The organism is Variovorax sp. DAIF25, from assembly GCF_050711835.1.
Taxonomy (GTDB): domain Bacteria; phylum Pseudomonadota; class Gammaproteobacteria; order Burkholderiales; family Burkholderiaceae_C; genus Variovorax.
On the sequence record NZ_CP136636.1, the window covers coordinates 3021590 to 3044750 of the forward strand.

At 70.0% G+C, this 23161-nt stretch carries 28 protein-coding genes; 16 read left to right on the forward strand and 12 right to left on the reverse strand.

The window, feature by feature from the left end; all coding sequences use genetic code 11:
- Window positions 1-2: 2 nt before the first annotated feature.
- From hflK to R0232_RS13945, 6 genes are all read left to right on the forward strand, one after another.
- The gene (gene hflK, locus R0232_RS13920; protein ID WP_093342607.1) at window positions 3-1364 is read left to right on the forward strand and encodes an FtsH protease activity modulator HflK; all 1362 of its coding nucleotides are present in this window, start codon (window positions 3-5) and stop codon (window positions 1362-1364) included.
- A 20-nt stretch (window positions 1365-1384) separates the two neighbouring features.
- Window positions 1385-2284, forward strand: coding sequence for a protease modulator HflC (hflC, locus tag R0232_RS13925; RefSeq protein WP_093343425.1), 900 nt, complete (start codon window positions 1385-1387; stop codon window positions 2282-2284).
- A 28-nt stretch (window positions 2285-2312) separates the two neighbouring features.
- Window positions 2313-2501 (forward strand): DUF2065 domain-containing protein, encoded by a 189-nt coding sequence (locus R0232_RS13930; protein WP_093342605.1) that lies wholly within the window; start codon window positions 2313-2315, stop codon window positions 2499-2501.
- A gap of 109 nt (window positions 2502-2610) precedes the next feature.
- Window positions 2611-3771, forward strand: a complete 1161-nt coding sequence (locus tag R0232_RS13935) for an ATP phosphoribosyltransferase regulatory subunit (RefSeq protein ID WP_208509374.1) — start codon at window positions 2611-2613, stop codon at window positions 3769-3771.
- Between the two features lie 21 nt (window positions 3772-3792).
- Window positions 3793-5124: an adenylosuccinate synthase gene (locus tag R0232_RS13940; RefSeq protein ID WP_093342602.1), complete on the forward strand. Its 1332-nt coding sequence runs from the start codon at window positions 3793-3795 to the stop codon at window positions 5122-5124.
- An 89-nt stretch (window positions 5125-5213) separates the two neighbouring features.
- Window positions 5214-5738: a phosphoribosyltransferase gene (locus tag R0232_RS13945; RefSeq protein WP_057594725.1), complete on the forward strand. Its 525-nt coding sequence runs from the start codon at window positions 5214-5216 to the stop codon at window positions 5736-5738.
- Window positions 5739-5805: 67 nt separating this feature from the next.
- Here R0232_RS13945 and R0232_RS13950 read toward each other — a convergent pair whose 3' ends face one another.
- The 4 genes from R0232_RS13950 to R0232_RS13965 all read right to left on the reverse strand — a co-directional run bounded on the left by R0232_RS13950 (window position 5806) and on the right by R0232_RS13965 (window position 10021).
- Window positions 5806-6264, reverse strand: a complete 459-nt coding sequence (locus R0232_RS13950; RefSeq protein WP_208509373.1) for a VOC family protein — start codon at window positions 6262-6264, stop codon at window positions 5806-5808.
- A 61-nt stretch (window positions 6265-6325) separates the two neighbouring features.
- Window positions 6326-7213: a helix-turn-helix domain-containing protein gene (locus R0232_RS13955; protein WP_431512472.1), complete on the reverse strand. Its 888-nt coding sequence runs from the start codon at window positions 7211-7213 to the stop codon at window positions 6326-6328.
- A 1-nt stretch (window position 7214) separates the two neighbouring features.
- Complete coding sequence (locus tag R0232_RS13960) at window positions 7215-9512, reverse strand: VIT domain-containing protein (protein ID WP_431512473.1); 2298 nt, start codon at window positions 9510-9512, stop codon at window positions 7215-7217.
- A 20-nt stretch (window positions 9513-9532) separates the two neighbouring features.
- Window positions 9533-10021: a MerR family transcriptional regulator gene (locus R0232_RS13965; RefSeq protein WP_431512474.1), complete on the reverse strand. Its 489-nt coding sequence runs from the start codon at window positions 10019-10021 to the stop codon at window positions 9533-9535.
- Between the two features lie 80 nt (window positions 10022-10101).
- On the opposite strand from R0232_RS13965, the gene R0232_RS13970 reads away from it, so the two are divergent.
- Both R0232_RS13970 and R0232_RS13975 read left to right on the forward strand, forming a co-directional pair.
- Window positions 10102-11298 carry a PLP-dependent transferase gene (locus R0232_RS13970; protein ID WP_296792921.1) on the forward strand — a complete coding sequence of 399 codons (1197 nt, stop codon included), beginning with the start codon at window positions 10102-10104 and terminating at the stop codon, window positions 11296-11298.
- An 85-nt stretch (window positions 11299-11383) separates the two neighbouring features.
- The gene (locus R0232_RS13975; protein WP_057594731.1) at window positions 11384-11587 is read left to right on the forward strand and encodes a hypothetical protein; all 204 of its coding nucleotides are present in this window, start codon (window positions 11384-11386) and stop codon (window positions 11585-11587) included.
- Between the two features lie 114 nt (window positions 11588-11701).
- Here R0232_RS13975 and R0232_RS13980 read toward each other — a convergent pair whose 3' ends face one another.
- Window positions 11702-12289 carry an arylesterase gene (locus R0232_RS13980; RefSeq protein WP_296792923.1) on the reverse strand — a complete coding sequence of 196 codons (588 nt, stop codon included), beginning with the start codon at window positions 12287-12289 and terminating at the stop codon, window positions 11702-11704.
- An 81-nt stretch (window positions 12290-12370) separates the two neighbouring features.
- Here R0232_RS13980 and R0232_RS13985 point away from each other — a divergent pair, with 81 nt between their 5' ends.
- From R0232_RS13985 to rlmB, 4 genes are read left to right on the forward strand one after another with little or no spacing between them, the layout of a single operon-like run.
- Window positions 12371-13081 carry an ABC transporter ATP-binding protein gene (locus tag R0232_RS13985; RefSeq protein WP_208508098.1) on the forward strand — a complete coding sequence of 237 codons (711 nt, stop codon included), beginning with the start codon at window positions 12371-12373 and terminating at the stop codon, window positions 13079-13081.
- A gap of 40 nt (window positions 13082-13121) precedes the next feature.
- Window positions 13122-13595, forward strand: coding sequence for a ribosomal protein L7/L12 (locus R0232_RS13990; protein WP_431512475.1), 474 nt, complete (start codon window positions 13122-13124; stop codon window positions 13593-13595).
- 5 nt (window positions 13596-13600) lie between these two features.
- Window positions 13601-14584: a hypothetical protein gene (locus R0232_RS13995; protein ID WP_431512476.1), complete on the forward strand. Its 984-nt coding sequence runs from the start codon at window positions 13601-13603 to the stop codon at window positions 14582-14584.
- Between the two features lie 46 nt (window positions 14585-14630).
- Window positions 14631-15377, forward strand: coding sequence for a 23S rRNA (guanosine(2251)-2'-O)-methyltransferase RlmB (gene rlmB / locus R0232_RS14000; RefSeq protein WP_093342589.1), 747 nt, complete (start codon window positions 14631-14633; stop codon window positions 15375-15377).
- Window positions 15378-15393: 16 nt separating this feature from the next.
- On the opposite strand, the gene R0232_RS14005 is transcribed toward rlmB, so the two are convergent.
- Window positions 15394-15567 carry a hypothetical protein gene (locus tag R0232_RS14005; protein WP_057594737.1) on the reverse strand — a complete coding sequence of 58 codons (174 nt, stop codon included), beginning with the start codon at window positions 15565-15567 and terminating at the stop codon, window positions 15394-15396.
- A gap of 92 nt (window positions 15568-15659) precedes the next feature.
- A complete protein-coding gene (locus R0232_RS14010) occupies window positions 15660-16268 on the reverse strand; it encodes a helix-turn-helix domain-containing protein (protein WP_431512477.1) in 609 nt (202 codons plus the stop codon).
- 55 nt (window positions 16269-16323) lie between these two features.
- On the opposite strand from R0232_RS14010, the gene R0232_RS14015 reads away from it, so the two are divergent.
- Window positions 16324-16845, forward strand: coding sequence for a GNAT family N-acetyltransferase (locus tag R0232_RS14015; protein ID WP_093342586.1), 522 nt, complete (start codon window positions 16324-16326; stop codon window positions 16843-16845).
- Between the two features lie 3 nt (window positions 16846-16848).
- Here the strand turns inward: R0232_RS14015 and R0232_RS14020 are convergent, their stop codons facing one another.
- The 4 genes from R0232_RS14020 to R0232_RS14035 all read right to left on the reverse strand — a co-directional run bounded on the left by R0232_RS14020 (window position 16849) and on the right by R0232_RS14035 (window position 19617).
- Window positions 16849-17325, reverse strand: coding sequence for a DUF3237 domain-containing protein (locus R0232_RS14020; protein ID WP_431512478.1), 477 nt, complete (start codon window positions 17323-17325; stop codon window positions 16849-16851).
- A 10-nt stretch (window positions 17326-17335) separates the two neighbouring features.
- Window positions 17336-18310 (reverse strand): aldo/keto reductase, encoded by a 975-nt coding sequence (locus R0232_RS14025; RefSeq protein ID WP_057594741.1) that lies wholly within the window; start codon window positions 18308-18310, stop codon window positions 17336-17338.
- 49 nt (window positions 18311-18359) lie between these two features.
- Window positions 18360-18959 (reverse strand): chromate transporter, encoded by a 600-nt coding sequence (locus tag R0232_RS14030; RefSeq protein ID WP_431512479.1) that lies wholly within the window; start codon window positions 18957-18959, stop codon window positions 18360-18362.
- Between the two features lie 61 nt (window positions 18960-19020).
- Complete coding sequence (locus tag R0232_RS14035) at window positions 19021-19617, reverse strand: chromate transporter (protein ID WP_431512480.1); 597 nt, start codon at window positions 19615-19617, stop codon at window positions 19021-19023.
- 86 nt (window positions 19618-19703) lie between these two features.
- On the opposite strand from R0232_RS14035, the gene R0232_RS14040 reads away from it, so the two are divergent.
- The gene (locus R0232_RS14040) at window positions 19704-20624 is read left to right on the forward strand and encodes a YihY/virulence factor BrkB family protein (protein ID WP_256222480.1); all 921 of its coding nucleotides are present in this window, start codon (window positions 19704-19706) and stop codon (window positions 20622-20624) included.
- 6 nt (window positions 20625-20630) lie between these two features.
- On the opposite strand, the gene R0232_RS14045 is transcribed toward R0232_RS14040, so the two are convergent.
- Window positions 20631-21203 (reverse strand): DUF924 family protein, encoded by a 573-nt coding sequence (locus R0232_RS14045; RefSeq protein WP_431512481.1) that lies wholly within the window; start codon window positions 21201-21203, stop codon window positions 20631-20633.
- A 141-nt stretch (window positions 21204-21344) separates the two neighbouring features.
- On the opposite strand from R0232_RS14045, the gene R0232_RS14050 reads away from it, so the two are divergent.
- Together R0232_RS14050 and R0232_RS14055 are read left to right on the forward strand one after the other, a co-directional pair.
- Complete coding sequence (locus tag R0232_RS14050; RefSeq protein WP_093342577.1) at window positions 21345-21794, forward strand: CHRD domain-containing protein; 450 nt, start codon at window positions 21345-21347, stop codon at window positions 21792-21794.
- Window positions 21795-22006: 212 nt separating this feature from the next.
- A complete protein-coding gene (locus R0232_RS14055; RefSeq protein ID WP_177239304.1) occupies window positions 22007-23137 on the forward strand; it encodes a patatin-like phospholipase family protein in 1131 nt (376 codons plus the stop codon).
- Window positions 23138-23161 lie beyond the last annotated feature (24 nt).

Genomic DNA, 23161 nt, shown 5'->3' on the forward strand with positions numbered 1-23161 from the left:
GCATGTTCAACCTGAACGATGGCCGATGGGGGCGTGGCGACGATTCGTCCTCCTCCAATGGCGATCGCCCTTCGGGCAACAGGCCTCCCGACGCCGATCCTCCGGGTGCCCCCACGCCCCCGCCTTCGGGCAACAACGGCAACAACAACCGCCCGCGCGGCCAGGGCCCGAACCAGGGGCCGCCGGACCTCGATGAACTCTGGCGCGATCTCAACCGCAAGCTCGGCGGCTTCTTCGGCGGTGGCCGAGGCAACAACAACCGTCCCAGCGGCGGCAACGGTGGCGGCAATGGCTACAAACCCGACATGAAGAACGCCGGCTTCGGCATCGGCCTGGTGGCCATCGTCGCCGTGCTGATCTGGCTCGGTACCGGCTTCTTCATCGTGAACGAAGGCCAGCAGGCCGTCATCACCCAGTTCGGCCGCTACAAGACCACCGTGGGCGCGGGCTTCAACTGGCGCCTGCCGTACCCGATCCAGCGCCACGAGACCGTGGTCGTCACGCAGATCCGCTCGACCGACGTGGGCCGCGACGCCATCGTGCGTTCCACCGGCCTGCGCGAATCGGCCATGCTGACCGAGGACGAGAACATCGTCGAGATCAAGTTCGCCGTGCAGTACCGCCTGAGCGATGCGCGCGCCTGGCTCTACGAGAGCAAGACGCCCGCCGACACGGTGGTGCAGGTGGCCGAGACCGCCGTGCGCGAAGTCGTCGGCAAGATGAAGATGGACGCGGCCCTCGCCGAGGAACGCGACCAGATCGCGCCGCGCGTGCGCCAGCTGATGCAGAACATCCTCGACCGCTACCAGGTCGGCGTCGAAGTGGTCGGCATCAACCTGCAGCAGGGTGGCGTTCGTCCGCCCGAGCAGGTGCAGGCCGCCTTCGACGACGTGCTCAAGGCCGGCCAGGAACGCGAGCGCGCCAAGAACGAGGCGCAGGCCTATGCCAACAACGTGGTGCCGCTGGCCACCGGTACCGCTTCGCGGCTGAAGGAAGAGTCCGAAGCCTACAAGGCGCGCATCGTGGCCCAGGCCCAGGGTGATGCCGGCCGCTTCGCCTCGGTGCTGACCGAGTACCAGAAGGCGCCGCAGGTCACGCGCGACCGCATGTACATCGACGCCATGCAGCAGATCTACGCCAGTACGACCAAGGTGCTGGTCGACAGCAAGCAGGGCTCCAATCTGCTGTACCTGCCGCTCGACAAGCTGATCCAGCAGACCGGCAGCAACCAGTCCACCCCGGTCGATGCCGCCAGCCCGAGCGTCGCCGGCACCGCGCCGGTGCAGTCCTCGGTGATCCCGGTCGCGCCGACCAACGACATGCGTGCCCGCGACGGCCGCTCGCGTGACCGCGACGTGCGTTGAACCTGGAAGGCAACAAGAACATGAACAGAATCGGATTCATCGCCTCGTCGATCCTCGTGCTGCTGGTGCTGCTGAGCTCGACCCTCTTCGTGGTCGACCAGCGCCAGTTCGGCGTGGTCTACGCCCTGGGCCAGATCAAGCAGGTCATCACCGAGCCCGGCCTCAACTTCAAGCTGCCGCCGCCGTTCCAGAACGTGTCGTACATCGACAAGCGGCTGCTCACGCTGTCGAGCCTCGACACCGAGCCCATGCTCACGGCCGAGAAGCAGCGCGTGGTGATCGACTGGTACGTGCGCTGGCGCATCACCGACCCGCAGGCCTACATCCGCAACGTCGGCCTCGACGAGAACGCCGGTGCCATGCAGCTCAACCGCGTGGTGCGCAACGCGTTCCAGGAAAACATCAACAAGCGCACCGTGCGCGACCTGATCTCGGTGCGCCGCGAGGCCCTGATGGCCGACGTGCAGCGCGAGGTGCTGACCGTGGTGAAGGGCGCCAAGCCCTGGGGCGTCGACGTGGTGGATGTGCGCATCACGCGCGTCGACTACGTGGAAGCCATCACCGAATCGGTCTACCGCCGCATGGAAGCCGAGCGCAAGCGCGTGGCCAACGAGCTGCGTTCCACCGGCACGGCCGAAGGCGAGAAGATCCGCGCCGACGCCGACCGCCAGCGCGAAGTGATCGTTGCCAACGCCTATCGCGACGCGCAGAAGATCAAGGGCGAGGGCGATGCCCAGGCCGCTTCGGTCTACAGCGAGTCCTTCGGCCGCGATCCGCAGTTCGCGCAGTTCTATCGCAGCCTCGAGGCCTACAAGCAGAGCTTCAACAAGAAGAGCGACGTGATGGTGGTCGATCCCTCGTCGGACTTCTTCCGCGCGATGCAGGGCGCGGGTTCGTCGGCCGGCGCGCCGCGCCGTTGACGCCTGCGTTCGCAGCAGTTTCGGGAACGTGAGTTCCGACACCTTCTGGAGCGCGCTGGCGCTGGTGCTGGTGATCGAGGGCATCCTGCCCTTCGTGTCGCCCGGCGGCTGGCGCCGCGGCTTCGGCCAGCTGATGCAGCTGCGCGACGGGCAGCTGCGCTTCTTCGGCCTGTGCTGCATCGTGCTCGGGCTGTGCCTGCTCTGGCTGCTGGCCTGAGGCCGGCAGCGCCGCTTTTCGACCGCCCCGCCGCCCGCTTCGAGCGGGCACCGCCGGGGCGCTTTTCGGCTGCCGGTAGAATTCCGGTTTAACCACGCCCCCGATCCCCATGTCCGCCTGGGTCCTCCCGGATCACATTGCCGATGTGCTGCCCTCCGAGGCGCGCCACATCGAAGAACTTCGCCGCCAGTTGCTCGACACCGCCCGCAGCTACGGCTACGAGCTGGTGATGCCGCCGCTGCTCGAGCATCTGGAGTCGCTGCTCTCGGGCACCGGCGAGGCGCTCGACCTGCAGACCTTCAAGCTGGTCGACCAGCTCTCGGGCCGCTCGATGGGCCTGCGGGCCGACACCACGCCGCAGGTCGCACGCATCGATGCCCACCTGCTCAACCGCGATGGCGTGGCACGGCTGTGCTACTGCGGCCCGGTGCTCCACACCCGCCCCGACCGCCCGCACGCCACGCGCGAGCCGCTGCAGTTCGGCGCCGAGATCTACGGCCACGCCGGCCTCGAGGCCGACACCGAAGTCCTGCTGCTCGCGCTCGACTGCCTCGACGCGGCCGGCCTGCGCGAGGGCGTGATCGTCGACCTCGCCGATGCCCGCATCGTGCGCGCGCTGTTCGCCGGCGTGCCGGTCGACGCGGCCGTGCTGGCGCGCGTGCATGCGGCGCTGGCCGCCAAGGACGCGAGCGAGCTGCGCGCGCTGACGCGCGATTTCCCCGCGGCTTCGCGCGAAGGCCTGCTGGCCCTGATCCAGCTCTACGGCGACGCCGCCGTGCTCGACGAGGCCGCCCGGGCGCTGCAGAGCACGCCCGCGGTGCGCGCGGCGCTGTCCGACCTGAAGCTGCTGGCCGCCGGCCTCGACGGCGTGGCGGGGCGCAAGATCAGCTTCGACCTGGCCGACCTGCGCGGCTATGCCTACTACAGCGGCATGCGCTTCGGCATCTACGTGCCGGGCGCGGCCGATTCGCTGGTGCGCGGCGGCCGCTACGACGAGGTGGGCGCCGTGTTCGGCCGCAACCGTCCGGCGGTCGGCTTCAGCCTCGATGTGCGCGAGCTGGTCGGCGTGCTGCCGAAGCGTCCGTTGCGCGCGGCGATCCGCGCGCCCTGGAGCGACGAAACCGGCCTGCGTCAGGCCATCGCCGGGCTGCGCAAGGCCGGCGAAACCGTGGTGTGCGTGCTGCCGGGCCATGGCAGCGAAATCGATGAGTTCCACTGCGACCGCGAGCTCGTCGAGCAGGCCGGCCAGTGGCAAGTCCGAACGATCTGAATTTTTAGCAATGGAACGAGCATGAGCGTAACCACCGGAAGAAACGTGGTCGTCGTCGGCACCCAATGGGGCGACGAGGGCAAAGGCAAGCTGGTCGACTGGCTGACCGAGAGCGCCCAGGGCGTGGTCCGCTTCCAGGGCGGCCACAACGCGGGCCACACGCTCGTGATCAACGGCGTGAAGACCGCGCTGCACCTGATCCCCAGCGGCATCATGCGTCCCGGCGTGAAGTGCTACATCGGCAACGGCGTGGTGCTGTCGGCGGCCAAGCTGTTCGAGGAGATCGAAGGGCTCGAGAAGGCCGGCGTGGAAGTGCGTTCGCGCCTGCGCATCAGCGAGGCCTGCCCGCTGATCCTGCCGTTCCACTCGGCGCTGGACATCGCGCGCGAGGCCTACCGCGAAAAGGGCGGCGTCGAGAAGATCGGCACCACCGGCCGCGGCATCGGCCCGGCCTACGAAGACAAGATCGCGCGCCGCGCGCTGCGCGTGCAGGACCTCAAGCACCCCGAGCGCTTCGCGGCCAAGCTGCGCGTGCTGCTCGACCTGCACAACCACGTGCTGACCGAGGTGCTCGGCTCGACCGCGATCGACTTCGACACCGTGTTCGACGAAGCCATGCGCCACGCCGCGCTGCTCAAGCCGATGATGGCCGACGTGTCGCGCGAACTGAACGACGCCCATCGCGACGGCGCCAACCTGCTGTTCGAAGGCGCGCAGGGCACGCTGCTCGACGTCGACCACGGCACCTATCCGTACGTCACCTCGAGCAACTGCGTGGCCGGCAACGCCGCCGCCGGTTCGGGCGTGGGCCCGGGCATGCTGCACTACATCCTCGGCATCACCAAGGCCTACTGCACGCGCGTGGGCGGCGGTCCGTTCCCGACCGAGCTCGACTGGGCCACGCCCGGTACCCCCGGCTATCACATGAGCACCGTGGGCGCAGAGAAGGGCGTGACCACGGGGCGCAGCCGCCGTTGCGGCTGGTTCGATGCCGCGCTGCTCAAGCGCTCGGCGCAGGTCAACGGCCTGTCGGGCCTGTGCATCACCAAGCTCGACGTGCTCGACGGCCTCGAGAAGCTCGAGCTGTGCACCGGCTACGAGCTGGATGGCGAGACCACCGACATCCTGCCGATGGGCGCCGACGAGATCGAACGCTGCACCCCGATCTATGAAACCCTCGAGGGCTGGAGCGAAAGCACGGTCGGCGTGACGCAGTACGACAAGCTGCCGGTCAACGCGCGCCTGTACCTGCAGCGCATCGAGCAGGTCACCGGCGTGCCGATCCACATGGTGTCGACCAGCCCCGACCGCGATCACACGATCATGATGCGCCACCCCTATCTGGCCGACTGATTTCCCGGCTCGACGACAACCCCAAAAAGAAGCCCCCTGCGCCCGCTGACCCGGGCGACATCCGCTATTCATCCAGGAGCCCATCCCCCATGTTGACCGAAGACGGCAAGCACCTCTACGTGAGCTACGACGAGTACCACAACCTGATCGAGAAGCTCGCGATCAAGGTGCACCAGTCGGGTTGGGAGTTCGACACCATCCTGTGCCTGGCCCGTGGCGGCATGCGCCCGGGCGACGTGCTGTCGCGCATCTTCGACAAGCCGCTGGCGATCATGTCGACCAGCTCCTACCGGGCCGATGCCGGCACCATCCAGGGCCATCTCGACATCGCGCGCTACATCACCACGCCCAAGGGCGAGATCGCCGGCAAGGTGCTGCTGGTCGACGACCTGGCCGACTCGGGCCACACGCTGCATGCGGTGATCAACATGCTGCGCAACAACTACGCGCCGATCACCGAGCTGCGCAGCGCGGTGCTGTGGACCAAGGCGCTCTCGACCTTCACGCCCGACTACTCGGTGGAGTTCCTGCAGACCAATCCGTGGATCCACCAGCCCTTCGAGGGCTACGACTCGCTGCGGCCCGAGAAGCTGATCGAGAAGTGGTCGGTCTGAGGCCCGTCTCCAGACGCGTCCGCCAGACCTCGACGCCCCGGCTTGCCGGGGCGTTTTTCATGGTGCGTCAGCAGGCGCCGTCGCCGTTCTCGAACATCGCCGTGTAGCGCCGCTGCATCTCCTCGGGCGACAGCTTCTCGATGCTGTGGCCCACGTTCCAGCGGTGGCCGAAGGGATCGCGGAACACGCCCGAGCGCTCGCCGTAGAAGCGGTCCTCGGTCGGCATCTCGAGCGTGGCGCCGGCCGCCACCGCGCGCGCGACCACCGCGTCGGCATCGTCCACGTGCAGGTGCAGGGTGACCGCGCTGCCGCCCAGCGTCTTCGCGCTCGGGATGCCGTACTCGGGGTACTCGTCCGAGATCATCAAGATCGCGCCGTTGTGGAAGTCGAGCTCGACGTGGCCGATGCGGCCGCTGGGCTCGACCAGCCGGAAGATCTCCTTGACCTGGAACACCTCGCAGTAGAAGTCGACCGCGGCCTTGGCATCGTGGACGCAGATGTAGGGGAAGAGCTCGTGGATCGCCATGGGGTGCCTCTCGTCGTGGTTCGTGGAAGAAATCGCGTGTCGGCGCCGATTCTGGAAGGCTTCAGCGCGGCCGTCTTGAACGAATTTGACCGTTGGCGGCGTTCGCGGGTGCCGCCACGTGGCGCGGCGACGTGGCGCCGGTGCGCCGCCAGGCCTGCGGCGCCATGCCCGCGAGCGCCGAGAACTCGCGGCTCAGGTGCGCCTGGTCGGCATAGCCGGCCTCGAACGCGATCTCGGCCCAGGGCCGCGCCGGATCGGCCGCCAGCGCCAGCGCGCGGTCGAAGCGCATCACGCGCGCGTACTCCTTCGGTGTGAGCCCGATGGCGCCGCGGAACAGCGCGATGAAGCGCCGGTGGCTGTAGCCGCTGTCGGCCACCAGCGCGCCGATGGCCGGGTTCTCGCCCGCGAGCGGCCCGAGCGCCGCCGCGATCGCCGGATGCAGCCCGCGCAGGCCGGCGCGCAGCGCGAGCGCCAGCCGCGCCGACAGCATCGCTTCGAACAAGGCGAGCTGCCGCGCCAGGTCGGCCTCGGCATGCAGCCGCTCGAGCGCATCCGCCGCCTCGCGCGTGCCCCAGAGCGCGTCGAGCGGCGTGTGCTGGCCCGACAACGCGTCTTCCGGCGCGCCCAGCAGCGCGCGCGCCGCGCCGGGCTGCAGCTGGGCGCCGACCGAGCGCGTGGCCACCGAGACGTCGCGCAGGTAGAAGCTGCTGCGCGCGCCGCCGACGATGGCATGGCCGTAGGTCCGACCCTCGGTGTCGGCCGCGTGGCCGAACAGCTTGAGCGGCGGCCCCGAGAGCCGGAACACCAGGTGCATGCCGCCCGTGGGCAGCACATGTTCGCGCGCGCCGGGGCGTTCGGCCCCGGCGCCCTCGGCGCCGGGCGCCCAGGCCCAGACCTGCTGCACGAAGGGTCGCAGGTGCGGCACGGGCGCGCGCGTCAGTTGCCGCATCTCAGGCCTGGGCATCCGCGTGCAGCGCGTAGACCGGGTCGGGCCAGCGCTCGGGCGCCATGCCGGCCAGCTGCGCCGCCAACTGCTCGACGAAGCGCATGTCGACATCGGGCGCCATGCTGGCCGGCCCGCGGCCGAAGGCCTCGCGCAGGCGGCGTACGGCATTGGCGGTGCCGCGCAGCACGCCCTCGGGCTGGCCGGACTGCTCGAAGACCAGCACGTTGGCCAGCAGGTGGAGGAACGAGGCCACCACGGTCGCCTCCGTGCGCTGCGTGCCGTCCAGCGCCGCCATCACCAGCTCGAGCCAGTCGACCACTTCCTGCGGAATGCCTTGGGCCGCCAGCGCGGCATAGGTGGTCGGCCAGGCGCTGACCGGTGCCTTGCGCAGCCAGGCGCCGAGTGCGCGCGGCGTGCCCGCCGGGGCCATCGCCGCGGCCTCGGCGGGCGAGTTCGCCTGCATCTTCATCATTCGCCGGGGCGCGCCGCCGGCGGCGGCCGCCACCGGCAGGCCGCGCGTGCGCATCAGCATCGGCGCCGACGCCGGTGCGGCGAGCATGGCGTCGAACTGCACGGAGCCGGCGCCGCCCCAGCCGGCCGGCACCATCTGCGCGACCTTGCGCAGTTCGGGCATGTCGGTCGCGCGCTCGCCTTCGGCGCGTTCGACCACGAGCAGGTAGTTGGTCAGGTCGGTCACGAGCTGGTAGGCCACGGCGAGGCGGCGGGCTTCCGCCACGTCCTCCGTGCCGAACTCGGCCACCCGTGCGTGCGCGGCGATCCGGCCGAGCGCGTCGATCGGTTCGGCCACGGCATTCACGCGCGCGCTGCCGATCGCTTCCTCGGCCGCGTCGCCCTCCGCGCGCACGCCGAGCAGCCGCACCTCGCCCACGGGCACCGCGTCGAACAGCGCGAACACGTTCACCGTGTCGGAGCCGAACACCGAGACCGGCAGCGCCGACGTCCACTGCGGCCGCGCGTCGCCCGGCCATTCGACGCGCAGCGCATCGAGCCGCGGCGAACGCAGGCGCGCGAACATGCGCAGCACGGCCGGCTCGACCGCCTCGCCGGGCGCGACGAAGTCGCAGGCCCCGCCCGTGGCCTCGGCCAGGCGCCGCAGGTGGCTCTCGGCCGGGCTGCTGCCGATACCGACCACGAACACGCGATGCCCCGAGGCGCGGGCCGATTCGACGGTCGCGTCGATGGCGCTGATCTCGCCGTCAGTGACCACCAGCACGTCGCTCGACGCGCCGGTGCCCAGCGCGAAGGTGGAGGCCAGCGCGCTTTCCATCTCGGTGCCGCCCAGGTCGGCCTGCAGCGCACCGATCCAGCGCTGCGCGGCCAGGCGCGTGACCTCGGTGAGCTGCCACAGGCCGCGCGAACGGTGCTCGACCGTGCTGCCGAAGCGCGAGAGCGAGAAGCGGTCGCCCGCGCCCATCTGCGAGACGATCGATTGCAGCGCGCGCCGGGCGGCATCGATGCTGTCGCCGGCCATCGAGCCCGAGCAGTCGACGAGCAGCTGCACGTCGGTGGTGGCCGGGCCGCGCGCCGGCACCCGCGGGCAGAAGCTCGCGAGCGCGACGATGCCGCCGGGCGCGACGCCATCGGGCGCCGCCACGGCCATCGAGGCCTGCTCGAGCTGGTCGACCACCAGCACGAAGTCGCGGTCGAGCGCGCCGCGGCGCGCCAGCGACACCTGCAGCAGCCCGCTTTCGGGCCGCATCGCCACGCCCACCGGATGGCTGGGCGAGGCCACGCGTGCTCGTGCCAGTTCGCCATGCAGGCGCAGTTCGATGTCGAAGGGGTAGGCCGCCACCGGGCTGTGCACGGGCGCCTGGTGCGGCTGCAGCCCGCCGTCGGCGACCGGGTCGCCGTAGCGCGGCGCGATCACTGTCGGGATCAGCAGCCGCAAGCCCTGCTGCTCGAAGGCCAGCGTCTGCGCATAGCGCAGGGTGACGATGCAGGCCTCGCTCGCCGCGAGGTTGCCGAGGTTCAGCGTGTAGCTGCGGTCGTGGTTCTTCTCCAGCATGATGGCCGCGTGGCCCTCGGCCAAAGCGCCTTCGTAGGCGGCCTCGGCCTCGGCCTTCTCGACCACCGTGCCGCACAGACGCCGCTCGCCGAGCTTCACGTCGACGCCCAGCAGCACCGCGCCCCACGGCAGCGGAAAGCCGTAGACCACCTCGACGTTCGAGGCGCTCGGGTTGCGGAAGCGCTGCTCGACCGTCATCTCGAGCAGCACGCCGCGCAGGTCGCCGCTGGCCTTCACGCCCTCGAGCAGCATGCTGTCGCCGTTCGCGGTCGTCATGCGTGCGTGTTCCTGATAGCTCATGGGATTGCCCTTTCCTGTGTCGTCAGTTCTTCTTCGGAACGTCGGCGGCGGGGCCGTCGACGGGGGAGGGGGGCGCAAGCCGCGGCGAAGGCCGCCATCACGCCCTGGATGAAACCGCGCACCTGCTCCGGCGACAGCCCGGCCCGGCCGGGTTCGATCACCACCTCGACGCCGTCGGCCACCGTCAGGTGGCTGCGCACCTCCACCGAGCCGGCCATGCGCGGGCGCGCCGGCACCGGCGCCTCCTGGCCCTGCAGCAGCTCGCGGATGCGCTCGAGCGAGACGCCGGCCGCCGTCCACTTCCTGATCAGCAGCAGCTGCTCGAGGTGACGCGCGCCGTAGCGCGCCGCGCGGGTCTCGCCCTCGGGCCGGTCGACGATGCCGATCTGCACGTAGTAGCGCACCGTGCGCGGCGGCAGGTCGGCCAGCACGCACAGGTCCGCGAGCGCATAGGAGGCCGCCGGGGAGGGTGGGTTCGATTTCATACACTTGATTTAAACACAAGAACTGTTTTTAAAAAAGCACACGAAAGCTCGGCCCATGGGGGCGCGCTAGCATCGACCGCATGAGCAAGCCTTCCACGACCCTGATCCACCACCCCTACGTGCCGCCCGCCACCTTCGACGCGCCCCAGCCCGGCGTCTACAAGGCCTCGACGGTGTTTTTCGCCGACGTGGCCGCGATGCGCGCGCGCGACTGGAAGACCAAGGCCGGCTACACCTACGGCCTGCACGGCACGCCCACCACCTTCACGCTCGAGGAGCGCCTGGCCACCCTCGAGGGCGGCACCGAATGCCTGCTGGTGCCCAGCGGCCTGGCGGCGATCTCGCTCGTGGCCTTCGCCTTCCTCAAGACCGGCGACGAGGTGCTGATCCCCGACAACGCCTACGGCCCTAACAAGGCGCTGGCCACCGGCGAGCTCGCGAACTTCGGCATCGCGTACCGCCTGTACGACGCCATGAACCCCGAGGACCTCGCGGCGAAGATCTCGCCGCGCACGAAGCTGGTGTGGCTTGAGGCTGCGGGCTCGGTGACGATGGAGTTCCCGGACCTGCCCGCGCTCGCGGCCGCCTGCCGCGCGCGCGGCGTGCTCAGCGCGCTCGACAACACCTGGGGCGCGGGCCTGGCCTTCGCGCCCTTCGACTTCAACGGCAGCGGGCAGGGCGTCGACATCTCGGTGCACGCGCTCACCAAGTACCCGAGCGGCGGCGGCGACGTGCTCATGGGCAGCGTGGTCACGCGCGACGAGCGGCTGCATCGCGCGCTCAAGCTCACCCACATGCGCATCGGCTTCGGCGTCGGCGTGGGCGATGTAGAGACACTGCTGCGCTCGCTGCCGAGCATCGGGCTGCGCTATGCGGCGCACGACCGCGCGGCGCGCGAGCTCGCGCGCTGGCTCACCGACCGCGACGAGGTCGCGCAGGTGCTGCATCCGGCGATCGAGAGTTCGCCCGGCCACCGCCACTGGCGTGCGCTGTGCGGCGAGACCGACCTCGCGGCGGGTCTGTTCTCGATCGTCTTCGACGAGCGCTACGGCACCGAGCAGGTCGACCGCTTCTGCGACAGCCTGCAGCTGTTCCGCCTCGGCTACTCGTGGGGCGGGCCGATCAGCCTGGTGGTGCCCTACGACATCGGCTTGATGCGCGACCCCGGCGTGGCGCCCTGGCCCTACAAGGGCACGCTGGTGCGCTTCTCGATCGGCCTGGAGGACGTGGACGACCTGCGCGCGGACCTGCAGCAGGCGCTCGCGCGGATGGCCTGACCGGCCTTCGCAGGAGGCGCTCCGGTTATCGCTTACAGTACCCCGACGCGCAGTCGTTCGACTGCTTCGCCTGAAGGAGAGATCAGTGGCAACACCGAATTACGGTTACGAGAAGCGGCAGAAAGAGCTGGCTCGCAAGAAGAAGAAGGAAGAAAAGCTCCGCGAAAAGGCGAACCGCAAGCTTTCCCCGAGCAGCGACGGCCTCGCGCCGGGCGATCCGGAAGACGACGTGGCCTCGCTCGAACGCGATCCGCCGACCGTTCCCGAACTGCCTACCAAGAACGGTTGAACGCTGCACCGTCCGGATTCTTTCTGTTCTGAATGACGAAGCCGCTGGGGGCCTGCCGGTCCCGCAGCGGCTTTTTGTTGGCGCACGATCGGCGCAGGGCCCGGCCCTTCGGCCCTACTTGGCGGCGAGCAGCTTGCGCAGTTCGGGCCAGACGTTGTCGAGCAGTTGCGGCTGCGCCGCCGCGGTCGGATGGATGCGGTCGGCCTGGAACAGCGACATCGCATTCGGCGCGTCGGCCACGCCCTTGAGCAGGAAGGGCACCAGCGCGGACTTGGTGGTGGACGCCACCTTGGCGAACACCGCCTCGAAGCGCCGCGTGTAGTCGCCGCCGTAGTTGGGCGGCACCTGGATGCCCACGATCAGCACCTTGGCGCCCGCGGCCTGCGCGGACTGCGTGATCTGCAGCAGGTTGGCCTCGGTGTCCGTGAGCGGCAGGCCGCGCAGCGCATCGTTGGCGCCGAGCTCGAGCACCACGTGGCTGGGCTTGTGCTGCGCGAGCAGCGCCGCGAAGCGCGCGCGTCCGCCCGAGCTGGTGTCGCCGCTGATGCTGGCGTTGACCACGGTGGCGTCGACCTTCTGCTGCGCGAGGCGCTTCTCGAGCAGCGGCACCCAGCCTTCGCCGCGCTTCAAGCCGTACTCGGCGCTCAGCGAATCGCCGAGCACCAGGATCACCGGCTTGCGCGCGGCGGCGTTCTGCGCCATCGCCCCACGCCATGCCCCGGAACTGCCGAGCGCGGCAGTGGTCAAGATAAAGTCACGTCGATTCAAAACCAAAGCCTTTCCATGTCCCAACCCCCGTCCCCAGCGATTGTCACCGTCGAGCATGTGTTCAAGTCCGTCACCGACTCGACCGGTACCCTGGACATTCTGCAGGACATCGATTTCACCCTCGGGGCACGGGAAACCGCGGCCATCGTGGGTGCCTCGGGGTCGGGCAAGAGCACCTTGCTGTCGATCGTCGCCGGGCTCGACACGCCCACGCGCGGCACGGTGAAGCTGGCCGGCGACGACATCTTCGCCATCGACGAGGACGACCGGGCCGCCTTGCGCGCGCAGCGCGTGGGCTTCGTGTTCCAGAGCTTCCAGCTGCTGGGCAACCTCAGCGCCCTCGAAAACGTGATGCTGCCGCTGGAACTGGCCAACCGCAAGGATGCCCGCAAGGCCGCGACCGAAATGCTGGGCCGCGTCGGCCTGGGCCAGCGGCTCAACCACTATCCCAAGGTGCTGTCGGGCGGCGAGCAGCAGCGCGTGGCGCTGGCGCGGGCCTTCGTGGTGCAGCCCGCCTTGCTGCTGGCCGACGAACCCACGGGCAGCCTCGACTTCGCCACCGGCGAGCAGGTGATGCGGCTGATGTTCGACCTCAACCGCGAGCTCGGCACCACGCTCGTGCTGGTGACGCACGACCGCGGCATCGCGGCCCAGTGCGAGCGCCGCATCATGATCGAGGCTGGGCGCGTGATCCTCAACGAGAAGAACGCCGACGCGACGGCCTGAGCGCTTCGGGTACAACCGGTCCTGCAGGAGGAGATTCGAGATGCAGGACGAGCTACCCCCCGATGCCCGACTCGCGCTGCAGCGCGGCAACCTGATCGAGGCCATCAAGATCGTGCGCGACCGCACCGGCCTGGGTCTCAAGGAGTCCAAGGAACTGGTCGAGCGGCATGCCAATGCGGTGGAGGGCGAACCCGCGCCCGAGACCGACGAATGGAACCGGCTGCTGAGCGGCGGCGCGCAGGGCCTGCCGGCCGAGGCGATCGCGGCGTTGGCGCAGGGCCGCAAGGTCGAGGCCGTGAAGATCGTGCGCGAGGCCACCGGCCTCGGCCTGGCCGAATCGCTGAAGCGGGTCGACGACCACATGCACGGCGAGCGCGGCCAGCCCGCGCCGCACGGCGCCTTCGATCCGATGGCCGAGCCCGGCCGCGTGCCTTCGGGTGGCGGCGCCAAGTGGCTGGCGTTCGTGCTGGTGGTCGCGGTGGTGGCCGCGGTGTTCTTCTTCGTCAGCACCTGAGCCCGATGATCGTTCCGCAGTTCTGGGCCGAAGGCCGCATCCAGCAACGCATCGACGGCCGCCAGATCACGGTGCGCCGCTTCGGCTGGTCCGACGACAGCCCGGTGGCCGCGCAGGCCCATGCCGACCAGCGCACGCGCGAGGCCTTCGAGCGCATCGCCGGCGGCGAGAAACTCGAGCGCTGCGAGCGCAAGGTGGCCTACAACGGCGCCGACGGCATGCCGATCCGCGAGGAGATCGTCGAGCGTCATGGCGAGGACATCGTCACGCGCAACGGCTATGGCGCGCGCTGCCTCAACACGCCCGACGTGCTGTTCGTCGACGTCGACTTCGAGGACGCGCAACGCGGCAATGGGCGCGGGCTCACCGTCATCGGCGCTGCCCTCATCGGCGCGCTGGTCGCGGGCTATGCCAGCAAGTCGTGGGTGCTGGCCGTGGTGGCGGCCGTGCTGGTGGCGGGCTTCGGCTTCTGGCGCGTGCGCGCCGAGGGGCTGCGTCTGGCCGAACCTCAGAGCGACCCACTCGCGGCCGTGCGCGCGCGCATCGAGCGCTTCATCCACCAGCATCCCGACTGGCACCTGCGGCTGTACCGCACCCCCGCGGGCCTGCGCGCGCTCGCCATGCACGACGTGTTCGCGCCTTCCGATGCCGCGGTCGCCGACGTGTTCCAGGCGCTGGGCGCCGACAAGGTCTATGCGCGCATGTGCCGCAACCAGAACTGCTTTCGTGCGCGCGTGAGCGCCAAGCCCTGGCGCATCGGCATCGGCGATCCGCTGCGGCCGCGCCCCGGCGTCTGGCCGGTGGCGCCCGAGCGTCTCGCGCAGCGCGAGGCCTGGGTGGCGCGCTACGAGCAGATGGCCGACCGCTTCGCGGCCTGCGAGTACCTCGAGAGCGTGGGCAACCTGCAGCGGGTGCATCCGCGCGCGCTCGCGGTGCAGCAGCTGCACGACGAACTGGCGCAGGCGCGCGGCGGCCTCCCGCTGGGCTGAGAGCGAATGAGGACGGACAAGGGCGGGCTCCCTCGATAATCGCCGCATGTCTTCTCCCAAAGTGATCTTCGGCTTCCATGCCGTGGGCGTGCGCATCAAGACCGCGCCCAAGTCCGTGCTCGAGGTGCTGTTCGACGCCAGCCGGCGCGATGCGCGCATGAAACAGTTCATGGCGCGGGCCCAGGATGCCGGCGTGCGGCTGGTCGAGGCCGACGGCGCGCGGCTCGCCAAGCTCAGCGGCAGCCACGGCCACCAGGGCGTGGTGGCGCGCGTGGAGCCTGCCGCTCAGATCCATTCGCTCGACGAACTGCTCGAGGGCCTGGAGGAGGCCGGCACCGTGCCGCTGCTGCTGGTGCTCGACGGCGTGACCGATCCGCACAACCTCGGCGCCTGCCTGCGCGTGGCCGACGGTGCCGGTGCCCATGCGGTGATCGCGCCCAAGGACCATGCGGCCGGCATCAACGCCACCGTGGCCAAGGTGGCCAGCGGCGCAGCCGAGACGGTGCCCTATTTCATGGTGACCAACCTCGCGCGCACGCTCAACGAGCTCAAGGAGCGCAGCATCTGGTGCGTGGGGACCAGCGACGACGCACCCGGCACCATCTATCAGAGCGACTTCAAGCGCCCGCTGGCGCTGGTGCTCGGTGCCGAGGGCGAGGGCATGCGCCAGCTCACGCGCAAGACCTGCGACGAACTGGTCAGCATCCCGATGGCGGGCGCGGTCGAGAGCCTCAACGTCTCGGTCGCCAGCGGCGTGTGCCTCTACGAGGCGATGCGCCAGCGCGGCGCCTGAACGCCGCGCCGCGGCCTTACTGAGACGGGTCCTTGCCGCGGGTGCGGCCCACCGCGCTGAAGATGCCGATGCCCAGCAGGATCAGCGAGCCGATGCCGATGTAGAGCGTGGGCACGCCGGCCACCGAGGCGCCCCAGATCAGGCCGGCCATGAAGATCAGAAAACCGATCATGTAGAGCGCGAACGACATGCGTGTTCCTCCGAAGCTGTGATGTCTCGCAGTATCTGGAGCGCGCGGGCCGCCCGCACCGGCCGGTGCCGCCAGCGGCTGTGGGAGCGGGCCTACTGGGGGCGCAGGTCCTGGTCGGCCACCAGCAAGTAGCGGCAGCCGCCGTCGCCCAGCGCCTCGAACACCAGCGCGCGGTCGACCCCGAAATCCAGGCAGTCGCCGCTCGCGAGCCGGAAGCGCTCCTCGCCGTAGTCGACCTGCAGTTCGCCCTCGAGCAGCCACAGGCACTGCCGGTACGGCTTGCCGCTCCAGCGCGGATAGGCGACCCGCGCCGCGCGCGGCAGCTCGACCTCGACCAGCTCGATGCCGCCGGCCGCGCCGCGCTCGAGCACCTGCCGGCGCAGGTAGCCCGCGCCCGGGTCGCGCCACACTGCCTGCGCCGCGCGGGGACGCAGCCGCTGCGTGTCGCGGCCCTCGTCCTGCGTCAGCAACTGCGCCAGCGGCACGCCCAGCCCCGCGGCCACCCGCCCCAGCAGCACGGCCGTGGGGCTGCTCTGCGCACGCTCGACCTTGGAGATCATCGCCTTGCTCACGCCCGAGCGCTCGGCCAGTTCCGCCAGGCTCAGGCCCTGCGCCTGCCGCAGCGCCAGCAGCCGCCGGGCGATCAGCGCATCGATGGGCTCGGCCGGTTCCGTGGCGGAAGAGGATGCGTCGTTTCTCATAAGAGACTATTATTCTCCTATAGTGAACAACCGCGCAATGCCGCAAAGGAGCCCCATGCGCCTGATCCCCTGCACCGAGGAAGCCCACGCCGGCACCATCCTCGCGATCCTCAACGACGCCATCGTCACCTCGACCGCGCTCTACGACTACAAGCCGCGCACGCCCGAGCAGATGGCCGGCTGGTTCGCCACCAAGCGCGCCAACGGCTTCCCGGTGATCGGCGCGGTGGACGACGACGGCCGGCTCATGGGCTTCGCGAGCTACGGCACGTTCCGCGCCTTCCCGGCCTACAAGTACACGGTCGAGCACTCGGTGTACGTCGATGCCGCCGACCGCGGCAAGGGCCTGGGCCGCACGCTGCTCGAGGCGATCGTGGCCGAGGCGCAGGCGCGCGAGGTGCACGTGCTGGTCGGCGCCATCGACGCCCAGAACGCCGGCAGCATTGCGCTGCACGAGCGCCTGGGCTTCGAGCACGCGGGCACGGTGCGGCAGGCGGGCTTCAAGTTCGGCCGCTGGCTCGACGTGGCCTTCTACCAGCGCATCCTGGCCACGCCCGCCGAGCCGGTCGACGGCTGATCGTCAGTTCACTGCCCAGAAGCGCATCACCACCTGGGCCGGCCGGCGCACCCCGGCGCCGAGGAACAGCCGTTCGGCGATCCAGGCCAGCGCGGGCGAGGCGGTCTCGAAATGCGGCGTGCAGCGGAAATACACCTGCGCCGGATCGACCGGCTCGCCGCGCAGCAGCCGCGCCATGGTCTCGCGCGAGGCGCTGCGGATCGCATGGTTCTGCACGTAGACGAGGTCGCCCGCATCGGTCTCGAGGCCATAGCGCGCATCGAGCACCGAGAGGGTCTCGCCCACGATCAGCTGGAAGTCGCTGCCGCCCGGCAGCACGCGCGCGGTCCAGCCATGGCCCTGCGCCTGGCCGCCGGTGATCGGCACCACGCGGCGCAGGCCGCCCGGCCCCTGGCCCAGCACCTGGGGGTCGCCGACCTCCACGCGCAGGTCGGCGAAGTGCTCGAGCGAAGGCGCCGCGATGGCTTCGAAGTCGCTCATCGCCGCGTCCTCAGGCGGCCGCCTTGCCTTCTTCCTCGCTCGCGCGGTCGAGCATCGCGATCGTGCCCGCGTCGAGCTTGAGCTGGGTGGCGGTCACCAGTTCGTCGAGCTGGGCGATCGAGGTCGCGCTCGCGATCGGCGCGGTCACCGAGGGCCGCGCGATCTGCCAGGCGATCGCCACCTGGCCCGGCTTCGCGTTGTACTGCTGGGCCACCTTGTCGAGCGCCTCGAGGATGCGCAGCCCGCGCGGGTTGAGGTACTTCTTGGTGGTGCTCGCGCCGCGCGCGCTCTTGGCCGCGTCGGCCTCGGTGCGGTACTTGCCGGTGAGGAAGCCGGCGGCCAGCGCGTAGAAGTTGATCACGCCGACCTCGCGCTTCAGGCACAGCGGCTCGAGGTCGTCCTCGAACACGGCGCGGTCGTAGAGGTTGTACAGCGGCTGCAGGCTCTCGTAGCGCGCGATGCCCAGGCGCTCGGAGACGTCGAGCGCCTCGGCCAGCCGCGGCGCGGTGAAGTTCGAGGCACCGATGGCGCGCACCTTGCCGGCCTTCACGAGGTCGTCGAAGGCGCCCAGCGTGTCCTCGAGCGGCGTGTTGGCGTCGTCGTCGTGCGACTGGTAGAGGTCGATGTAGTCGGTCTGCAGGCGCTTGAGCGAGGCCTCGACCGCCTCGCGGATGTAGGCCGGCGAGAGCCCGACCTTGCCTTCGCCCATCGACTTGCCGAGCTTGGTGGCCAGCACCACGCGGCTGCGCTTGCCGCTCTGCTTGAGCCACTTGCCGATGATGGTCTCGGACTCGCCGCCGCTGTGGCCGGGCACCCAGTACGAGTAGACGTCGGCGGTGTCGACGAAGTTGAAGCCGGCGTCGAGCCAGGCGTCGAGCAGCTTGAACGAGGCGGCCTCGTCGACGGTCCAGCCGAACACGTTGCCGCCGAAGGCGAGCGGGGACACCTGGAGGCCGGAGCGGCCGAGGGGGCGAAGTTGCGACATGGGAAAGCTCCTGAGGAAGGAAGAAGAGGGAGGAGGAAGGGGGCGAAGGTCAGACGAAACCGATGGCGCCGAGCGCCGCGCCGGCGCCCAGCAGCCACAGCAGGTGGATGCGCGTGCGCCAGACGATGAGCGCGGCCACGCCGGTCAGGAGCCACAGGTGCCAGGCCGGTGCGTTGCCCACGTGGTTGCCGGCGGCCAGCACCCAGCCGGTGGCGATCAGCAGGCCCACCACCACGGGCGCCATGCCCTGCTTGAAGGCGCGCACGCCGCGGCGGCTGCGGTTGCGGTGGCCCCAGCGGGTGGCGAAGTAGGTGAGGGTGGTGCTCGGCAGCATGATGCCGACCATGGTCACGGCCAGCCCGAACAGGCCGAGCAGCCAGGCCGAGGGCCCGCCGCCGATGCCGCCGCCCGCGTTGAGGCCGACGTTCCAGCCCATCAGCCCGACGAACAGCACGTTGGGCCCGGGCGCGGCCTGCGCGATGGCGACCGAGGAGGTGAACTGCGCATCGGTGAGCCAGCCATGCTGCGCCACCAGGTAGCGATGCATGTCGGGCACGGTGGTGATGGCGCCGCTGATCGAGAGCATCGACAGCAGCATGTATTGGCCGAACAGCGCGAGCCAGTCGTGCCAGTGCATGACGATGGTCATTGAAGTACCTCCGTGCGTCGCACTGCGGTGCGAGCTTGCTTGGGGCGGCCCGGCGCGGCGCTCATGGCGCGATCTTCTTCCAGGTCCAGCCGCAGGCCACGCCGCCGAGCACCAGCAGCACCCAGCCCAGCGGGATGCGCGCCCAGGCGATGGCGCCGAACACCAGCGCCACGAACGCCAGGCAGGTGGCGAAGCCCAGCGGATGCTTGCGCAGTTGCGGGATCAGCTTGATGCCGGTGGCCGCGATCAGCCCGCCCGACACCGCGCCCATGCCGCGCAGCGCGCCCGCGACCTGCGGGTTGCCCGCGTAGTGCGCGTAGAGCACCGCGAGCGCGAGGATCACGAACAGCGGCACCGTGAGCATGCCGGCCACCGCGGCGAGCGCGCCGCGCAGCCCGAAGTAGCGGTCGCCGATCATCAGCGCGAGGTTGATCACGTTGGGCCCCGGCATCACCTGGGCCACGGCCCAGTCCTCGAGGAACTGCTCGGGCGTGAGCCACTTCTTCTTCTCGACCATCTCGCGCTGCACGATCGCCAGCACGCCACCGAAGCCCTGCAGCGCCAGGAAGGTGAAGGACACGAAGAGGTCGCGCGGCGACTGCGGGTGCGAGGGCGCGGACGGCGCCGCCGCGCCGGAGGCTGGGGGAGACGGTTGCATGTTTCAGCGATTATCGTAGGCAGACGGCAAGATGCCGGGTGCCGCTCCGACAGGACGGTGCCGCCACCGACAGGAGACTTTCCGCCATGTACCTGCGACCCCTCTTCGATCTCTGCCGCCGCGCCGTCGCCTCCTGGTCGAACGACTACGCCCCGAGCATGGGTGCCGCGCTCGCCTACTACACCGTGTTCTCGATCGCGCCGCTGCTGCTGATCGTGATCGCCGTCGCCGGGCTGGTGTTCGGGCAGGAGGCCGCGCGCGGCGAGATCCTCGCGCAGCTCTCGGGCCTGATGGGCGAGCAGGGCGCGGCCGCGGTGCAGAGCATGCTGCAGGCGGTCAACAAGCCGCGCGAGGGCATCGTCGCCACCCTGATCGGCATCGCGCTGCTGGTGGTCGGCGCCACCACCGTGTTCGGCGAGCTGCAGGACGCGCTCGACCGCATCTGGCGCGCCCCCGCGCGTGCCAAGAGCAGCGGCATCTTCAACCTGCTGCGCGTGCGCCTGCTGTCCTTCAGCATGGTGATGGGCATCGGCTTCCTGCTGATGGTGTCGTTGGTGGCGAGCGCCGCGCTGGCCGCGCTCGGCAAGTGGTGGTCGCCGATGTTCGGTGCCTGGGAGACGCTGGCCCAGTGGGTCAACTTCGGGTTCAGCTTCGGCATGGTCACCGTGATCTTCGCGATGATCTACAAGATCATGCCGCGCGCGAAGGTGCAGTGGCGCGACGTGTGGGTGGGCGCGGCGGTGACGGCGCTGCTGTTCACCATCGGCAAGCACCTGATCGGCCTGTACATCGGCAAGAGCAGCGTGGCCTCGGGCTACGGCGCCGCGGGCTCGCTGGTGGTGGTGCTGGTGTGGGTCTACTACTCGGCGCAGATCTTCCTGCTGGGCGCCGAGTTCACCTGGGTCTATGCGCGCAGCTACGGCTCGCTCAAGCACTCCGACGTCGGCATCGGCGCCGGCAAGGACGATCACGTGCCGGCGCGCACGCGCTCGGGCGGCGATCTCTGAACGCGCTCAGCCCTTGAAGCCGCCCTCGGCGAGAAACTTCTCTTCCTCGGGCGTGCTCGTGCGGCCCAGCATCCGGTTGCGGTGCGGAAAGCGGCCGAAGCGCGCCACGATGTCCCGGTGCAGCACCGCGAAGCGCTGGGTGTTGGCATCGAGCGCGCTGCAGTGCACGACCGAGCGTTCCTGCTCGGCCAGCACTTCGGAGTGCATGAAGGGCATGTAGAAGAAAGGCCGCAGCACCTCCTCGAGCTGGCGGTCGAAGCCGGCTTCGACCGCATGGTGCGCAACGGCCAGCGCCTTGCCGTCGGTGGCCAGCATGTGGGCGTTGTCGCGCCAGGCGTTGCGCGGCAACTGGTCGAGCAGCACGAGGAGCGCGAGCGTGCCTTCGGCATCGTTCATCCAGGCGTCGAGCTCGCCGCGCGCGGCGGCATGGTGGGCTTCGACGAAGCGATGGGCGAACTCGGCATCGAAGGCCTCGTCCTTGGCGAACCAGCGCTTGGGGCCGGCCTCGCGCCAGAACTGCACCACATCGTGTGCAGAGGGCAGGGCGGGGGAGCTTGAGGGTGCGGGAGCGGAAATCATCGCGGCATTGTCTTCTTTCAATCGGCTTTCAATGCCAGGGCTGGCGCCGCGTGCACGGCGAATTCGGGGTGGTGGCCGACAAGGGATTGCGAATGCCCTGCCTATGCTGGTCCGCATCCATTCACGATCAGGAGACTTCCCATGAACCGATACGGCACCCTCTTGCGCGCCGCCCTCGTCGCCGGCGCGGCCAGTGCGGCACTGGCCGGCTGCGGCATGATGTCCAAGGCCAATGTCGCGAGCTTCAGCGGCACCATGAACGCGGCCAGCGAGGTGCCACCGAACATGACGCGCGGCAGCGGCATGGCCGAGGCCTGGCTCAACCGCGACACCAACGTCCTCAAGTACAAGATCACCTACACGGGCCTCAGCGGCCCGGCCACCGCGGCCCACTTCCATGGACCGGCACCGGCCGGCGCCAATGCCGGCGTGGTGCTGCCGTTCTCGAATGCGGCCAGCCCGATCGAGGGCGAGGCCACGCTCACGCCGGCGCAGGCCGCCGACCTCAGCGCGGGCAAGTGGTACGCCAACGTCCACACGGCCGCGAATCCGGGTGGCGAGATCCGCGGGCAATTGCTGCCGAAGATGTGAAACAGGTCCGCTGAACGCGGCTTCGAGTGCCCCCTGGTCAGTCGGGGGTCACGGGGCTGATGTCAAATGGGCGCATGACGACGTCCCCGAAGAAGCCCCGTTCCTCCTCTGTCTCGACTCCCTCCCGTTCCCCGTCTCCCCCCGCCCGCCGCAAGAGCCAGGCCGCTTCCGCGGCGCGCAAGCTCGAAGCCTTCGCGGCGCGGCGCGAGGACATGCGCTCCGCGCGCAAGGCGCTGGTGCTGCAGGGCGGTGGCGCGCTCGGCGCCTACCAGGCCGGGGTCTACGCGGCGCTCAGCGAGACCGAGCTGCAGCCGCACTGGATCGCGGGCGTGTCGATCGGCGCGATCAATGCCGCGCTGATCGCGGGCAATGCGCCCGAGCACCGCGTCGACCGGCTGCGCGAGTTCTGGCACCTCGTGTCCTCGGGGCCCTCGCAGCGCCTGCCGTCGTGGTTCGGCGACCGCAGCACGCAGAACCAGTGGAGCGCGACCATGGCCTCGCTGGTGGGCATTCCCGGCTTCTTCGAGCCGCGCTATTCGCCGGCCCTGCTGCTCGGCGGCGCGGCGCCGCTCCTGAGCTACTACGACACCTCGCCGCTGAAGGCCACGCTCGAGCGCCTGGTCGATTTCGACCGCATCAACCACTGCGAGGCGCGCTTCAGCGTGGGCGCGGTCAACGTGCGCACCGGCAACTCGGTGTATTTCGACAACACGCGCCAGCGCATCGGCCCCGAGCACATCATGGCCAGCGGCGCGCTGCCGCCGGGCTTCGCGCCGGTGCACATCGACGGCGACGACTACTGGGATGGCGGCATCGTCTCGAACACGCCGCTGCAGTACGTGCTCGACCTGCATCCGCGCAGCGAGCCGCTGGTGGTGCTGCAGGTCGACCTGTTCAATGCGCGCGGCGAGATGCCGCACACGCTGTCGGGCGTGATGGAGCGGCAGAAGGACATCACCTATTCGAGCCGCACCCGCATGAACACCGACGCACTGGCGGCCAACATGAACCTGCAGCAGGCGATCGCCGACCTGATCGAGAAGCTGCCGCCGCACCTGCGCCGCGACCCCGCGGTCGAGGCGGTGCAGGCCGAGCTCACGCACCACCCGATCGACATCTTCCACCTGATCTACCGCGACAAGCCTTACGAGCTCGAGTCGAAGGACTACGAGTTCTCGCGCGCGGCGGTCGAGGAGCACTGGGAGTCGGGCGCGCGCGACATGCGCCGCGTGCTCGCGCATCCCGAGACGCTGCGCAGCGATGCCGCGGTCAACGGCGTCACCACCTTCGACCTCGGCGAGGGCGGCAGCGGCCGCGTGAAGCGGCCCGGTCTGTCACGCTGACGAGAAGAATCGCCCTCACGATTC

Coding starts and splice junctions, on each gene's coding strand:
- R0232_RS13960 (WP_431512473.1), bottom strand. CDS start 9,512: ATGACGACCGCGAACGGCGACAGCATGCTGCTCGAGGGCGTGAAGGCC.
- R0232_RS13940 (WP_093342602.1), top strand. CDS start 3,793: ATGAGCGTAACCACCGGAAGAAACGTGGTCGTCGTCGGCACCCAATGG.
- R0232_RS14020 (WP_431512478.1), bottom strand. CDS start 17,325: ATGAGCGACTTCGAAGCCATCGCGGCGCCTTCGCTCGAGCACTTCGCC.
- R0232_RS13970 (WP_296792921.1), top strand. CDS start 10,102: ATGAGCAAGCCTTCCACGACCCTGATCCACCACCCCTACGTGCCGCCC.
- R0232_RS13990 (WP_431512475.1), top strand. CDS start 13,122: ATGCAGGACGAGCTACCCCCCGATGCCCGACTCGCGCTGCAGCGCGGC.
- R0232_RS13995 (WP_431512476.1), top strand. CDS start 13,601: ATGATCGTTCCGCAGTTCTGGGCCGAAGGCCGCATCCAGCAACGCATC.
- R0232_RS13980 (WP_296792923.1), bottom strand. CDS start 12,289: ATGGCGCAGAACGCCGCCGCGCGCAAGCCGGTGATCCTGGTGCTCGGC.
- R0232_RS14050 (WP_093342577.1), top strand. CDS start 21,345: ATGAACCGATACGGCACCCTCTTGCGCGCCGCCCTCGTCGCCGGCGCG.
- hflK (WP_093342607.1), top strand. CDS start 3: ATGTTCAACCTGAACGATGGCCGATGGGGGCGTGGCGACGATTCGTCC.
- R0232_RS14010 (WP_431512477.1), bottom strand. CDS start 16,268: ATGAGAAACGACGCATCCTCTTCCGCCACGGAACCGGCCGAGCCCATC.
- R0232_RS14055 (WP_177239304.1), top strand. CDS start 22,007: ATGCGCTCCGCGCGCAAGGCGCTGGTGCTGCAGGGCGGTGGCGCGCTC.
- R0232_RS14030 (WP_431512479.1), bottom strand. CDS start 18,959: ATGACCATCGTCATGCACTGGCACGACTGGCTCGCGCTGTTCGGCCAA.
- R0232_RS14040 (WP_256222480.1), top strand. CDS start 19,704: ATGTACCTGCGACCCCTCTTCGATCTCTGCCGCCGCGCCGTCGCCTCC.
- rlmB (WP_093342589.1), top strand. CDS start 14,631: ATGTCTTCTCCCAAAGTGATCTTCGGCTTCCATGCCGTGGGCGTGCGC.
- hflC (WP_093343425.1), top strand. CDS start 1,385: ATGAACAGAATCGGATTCATCGCCTCGTCGATCCTCGTGCTGCTGGTG.
- R0232_RS13985 (WP_208508098.1), top strand. CDS start 12,371: ATGTCCCAACCCCCGTCCCCAGCGATTGTCACCGTCGAGCATGTGTTC.
- R0232_RS14045 (WP_431512481.1), bottom strand. CDS start 21,203: ATGATTTCCGCTCCCGCACCCTCAAGCTCCCCCGCCCTGCCCTCTGCA.
- R0232_RS14005 (WP_057594737.1), bottom strand. CDS start 15,567: ATGTCGTTCGCGCTCTACATGATCGGTTTTCTGATCTTCATGGCCGGC.
- R0232_RS14025 (WP_057594741.1), bottom strand. CDS start 18,310: ATGTCGCAACTTCGCCCCCTCGGCCGCTCCGGCCTCCAGGTGTCCCCG.
- R0232_RS13965 (WP_431512474.1), bottom strand. CDS start 10,021: ATGAAATCGAACCCACCCTCCCCGGCGGCCTCCTATGCGCTCGCGGAC.
- R0232_RS14035 (WP_431512480.1), bottom strand. CDS start 19,617: ATGCAACCGTCTCCCCCAGCCTCCGGCGCGGCGGCGCCGTCCGCGCCC.
- R0232_RS13945 (WP_057594725.1), top strand. CDS start 5,214: ATGTTGACCGAAGACGGCAAGCACCTCTACGTGAGCTACGACGAGTAC.
- R0232_RS13950 (WP_208509373.1), bottom strand. CDS start 6,264: ATGGCGATCCACGAGCTCTTCCCCTACATCTGCGTCCACGATGCCAAG.
- R0232_RS13955 (WP_431512472.1), bottom strand. CDS start 7,213: ATGCGGCAACTGACGCGCGCGCCCGTGCCGCACCTGCGACCCTTCGTG.
- R0232_RS14015 (WP_093342586.1), top strand. CDS start 16,324: ATGCGCCTGATCCCCTGCACCGAGGAAGCCCACGCCGGCACCATCCTC.
- R0232_RS13935 (WP_208509374.1), top strand. CDS start 2,611: ATGTCCGCCTGGGTCCTCCCGGATCACATTGCCGATGTGCTGCCCTCC.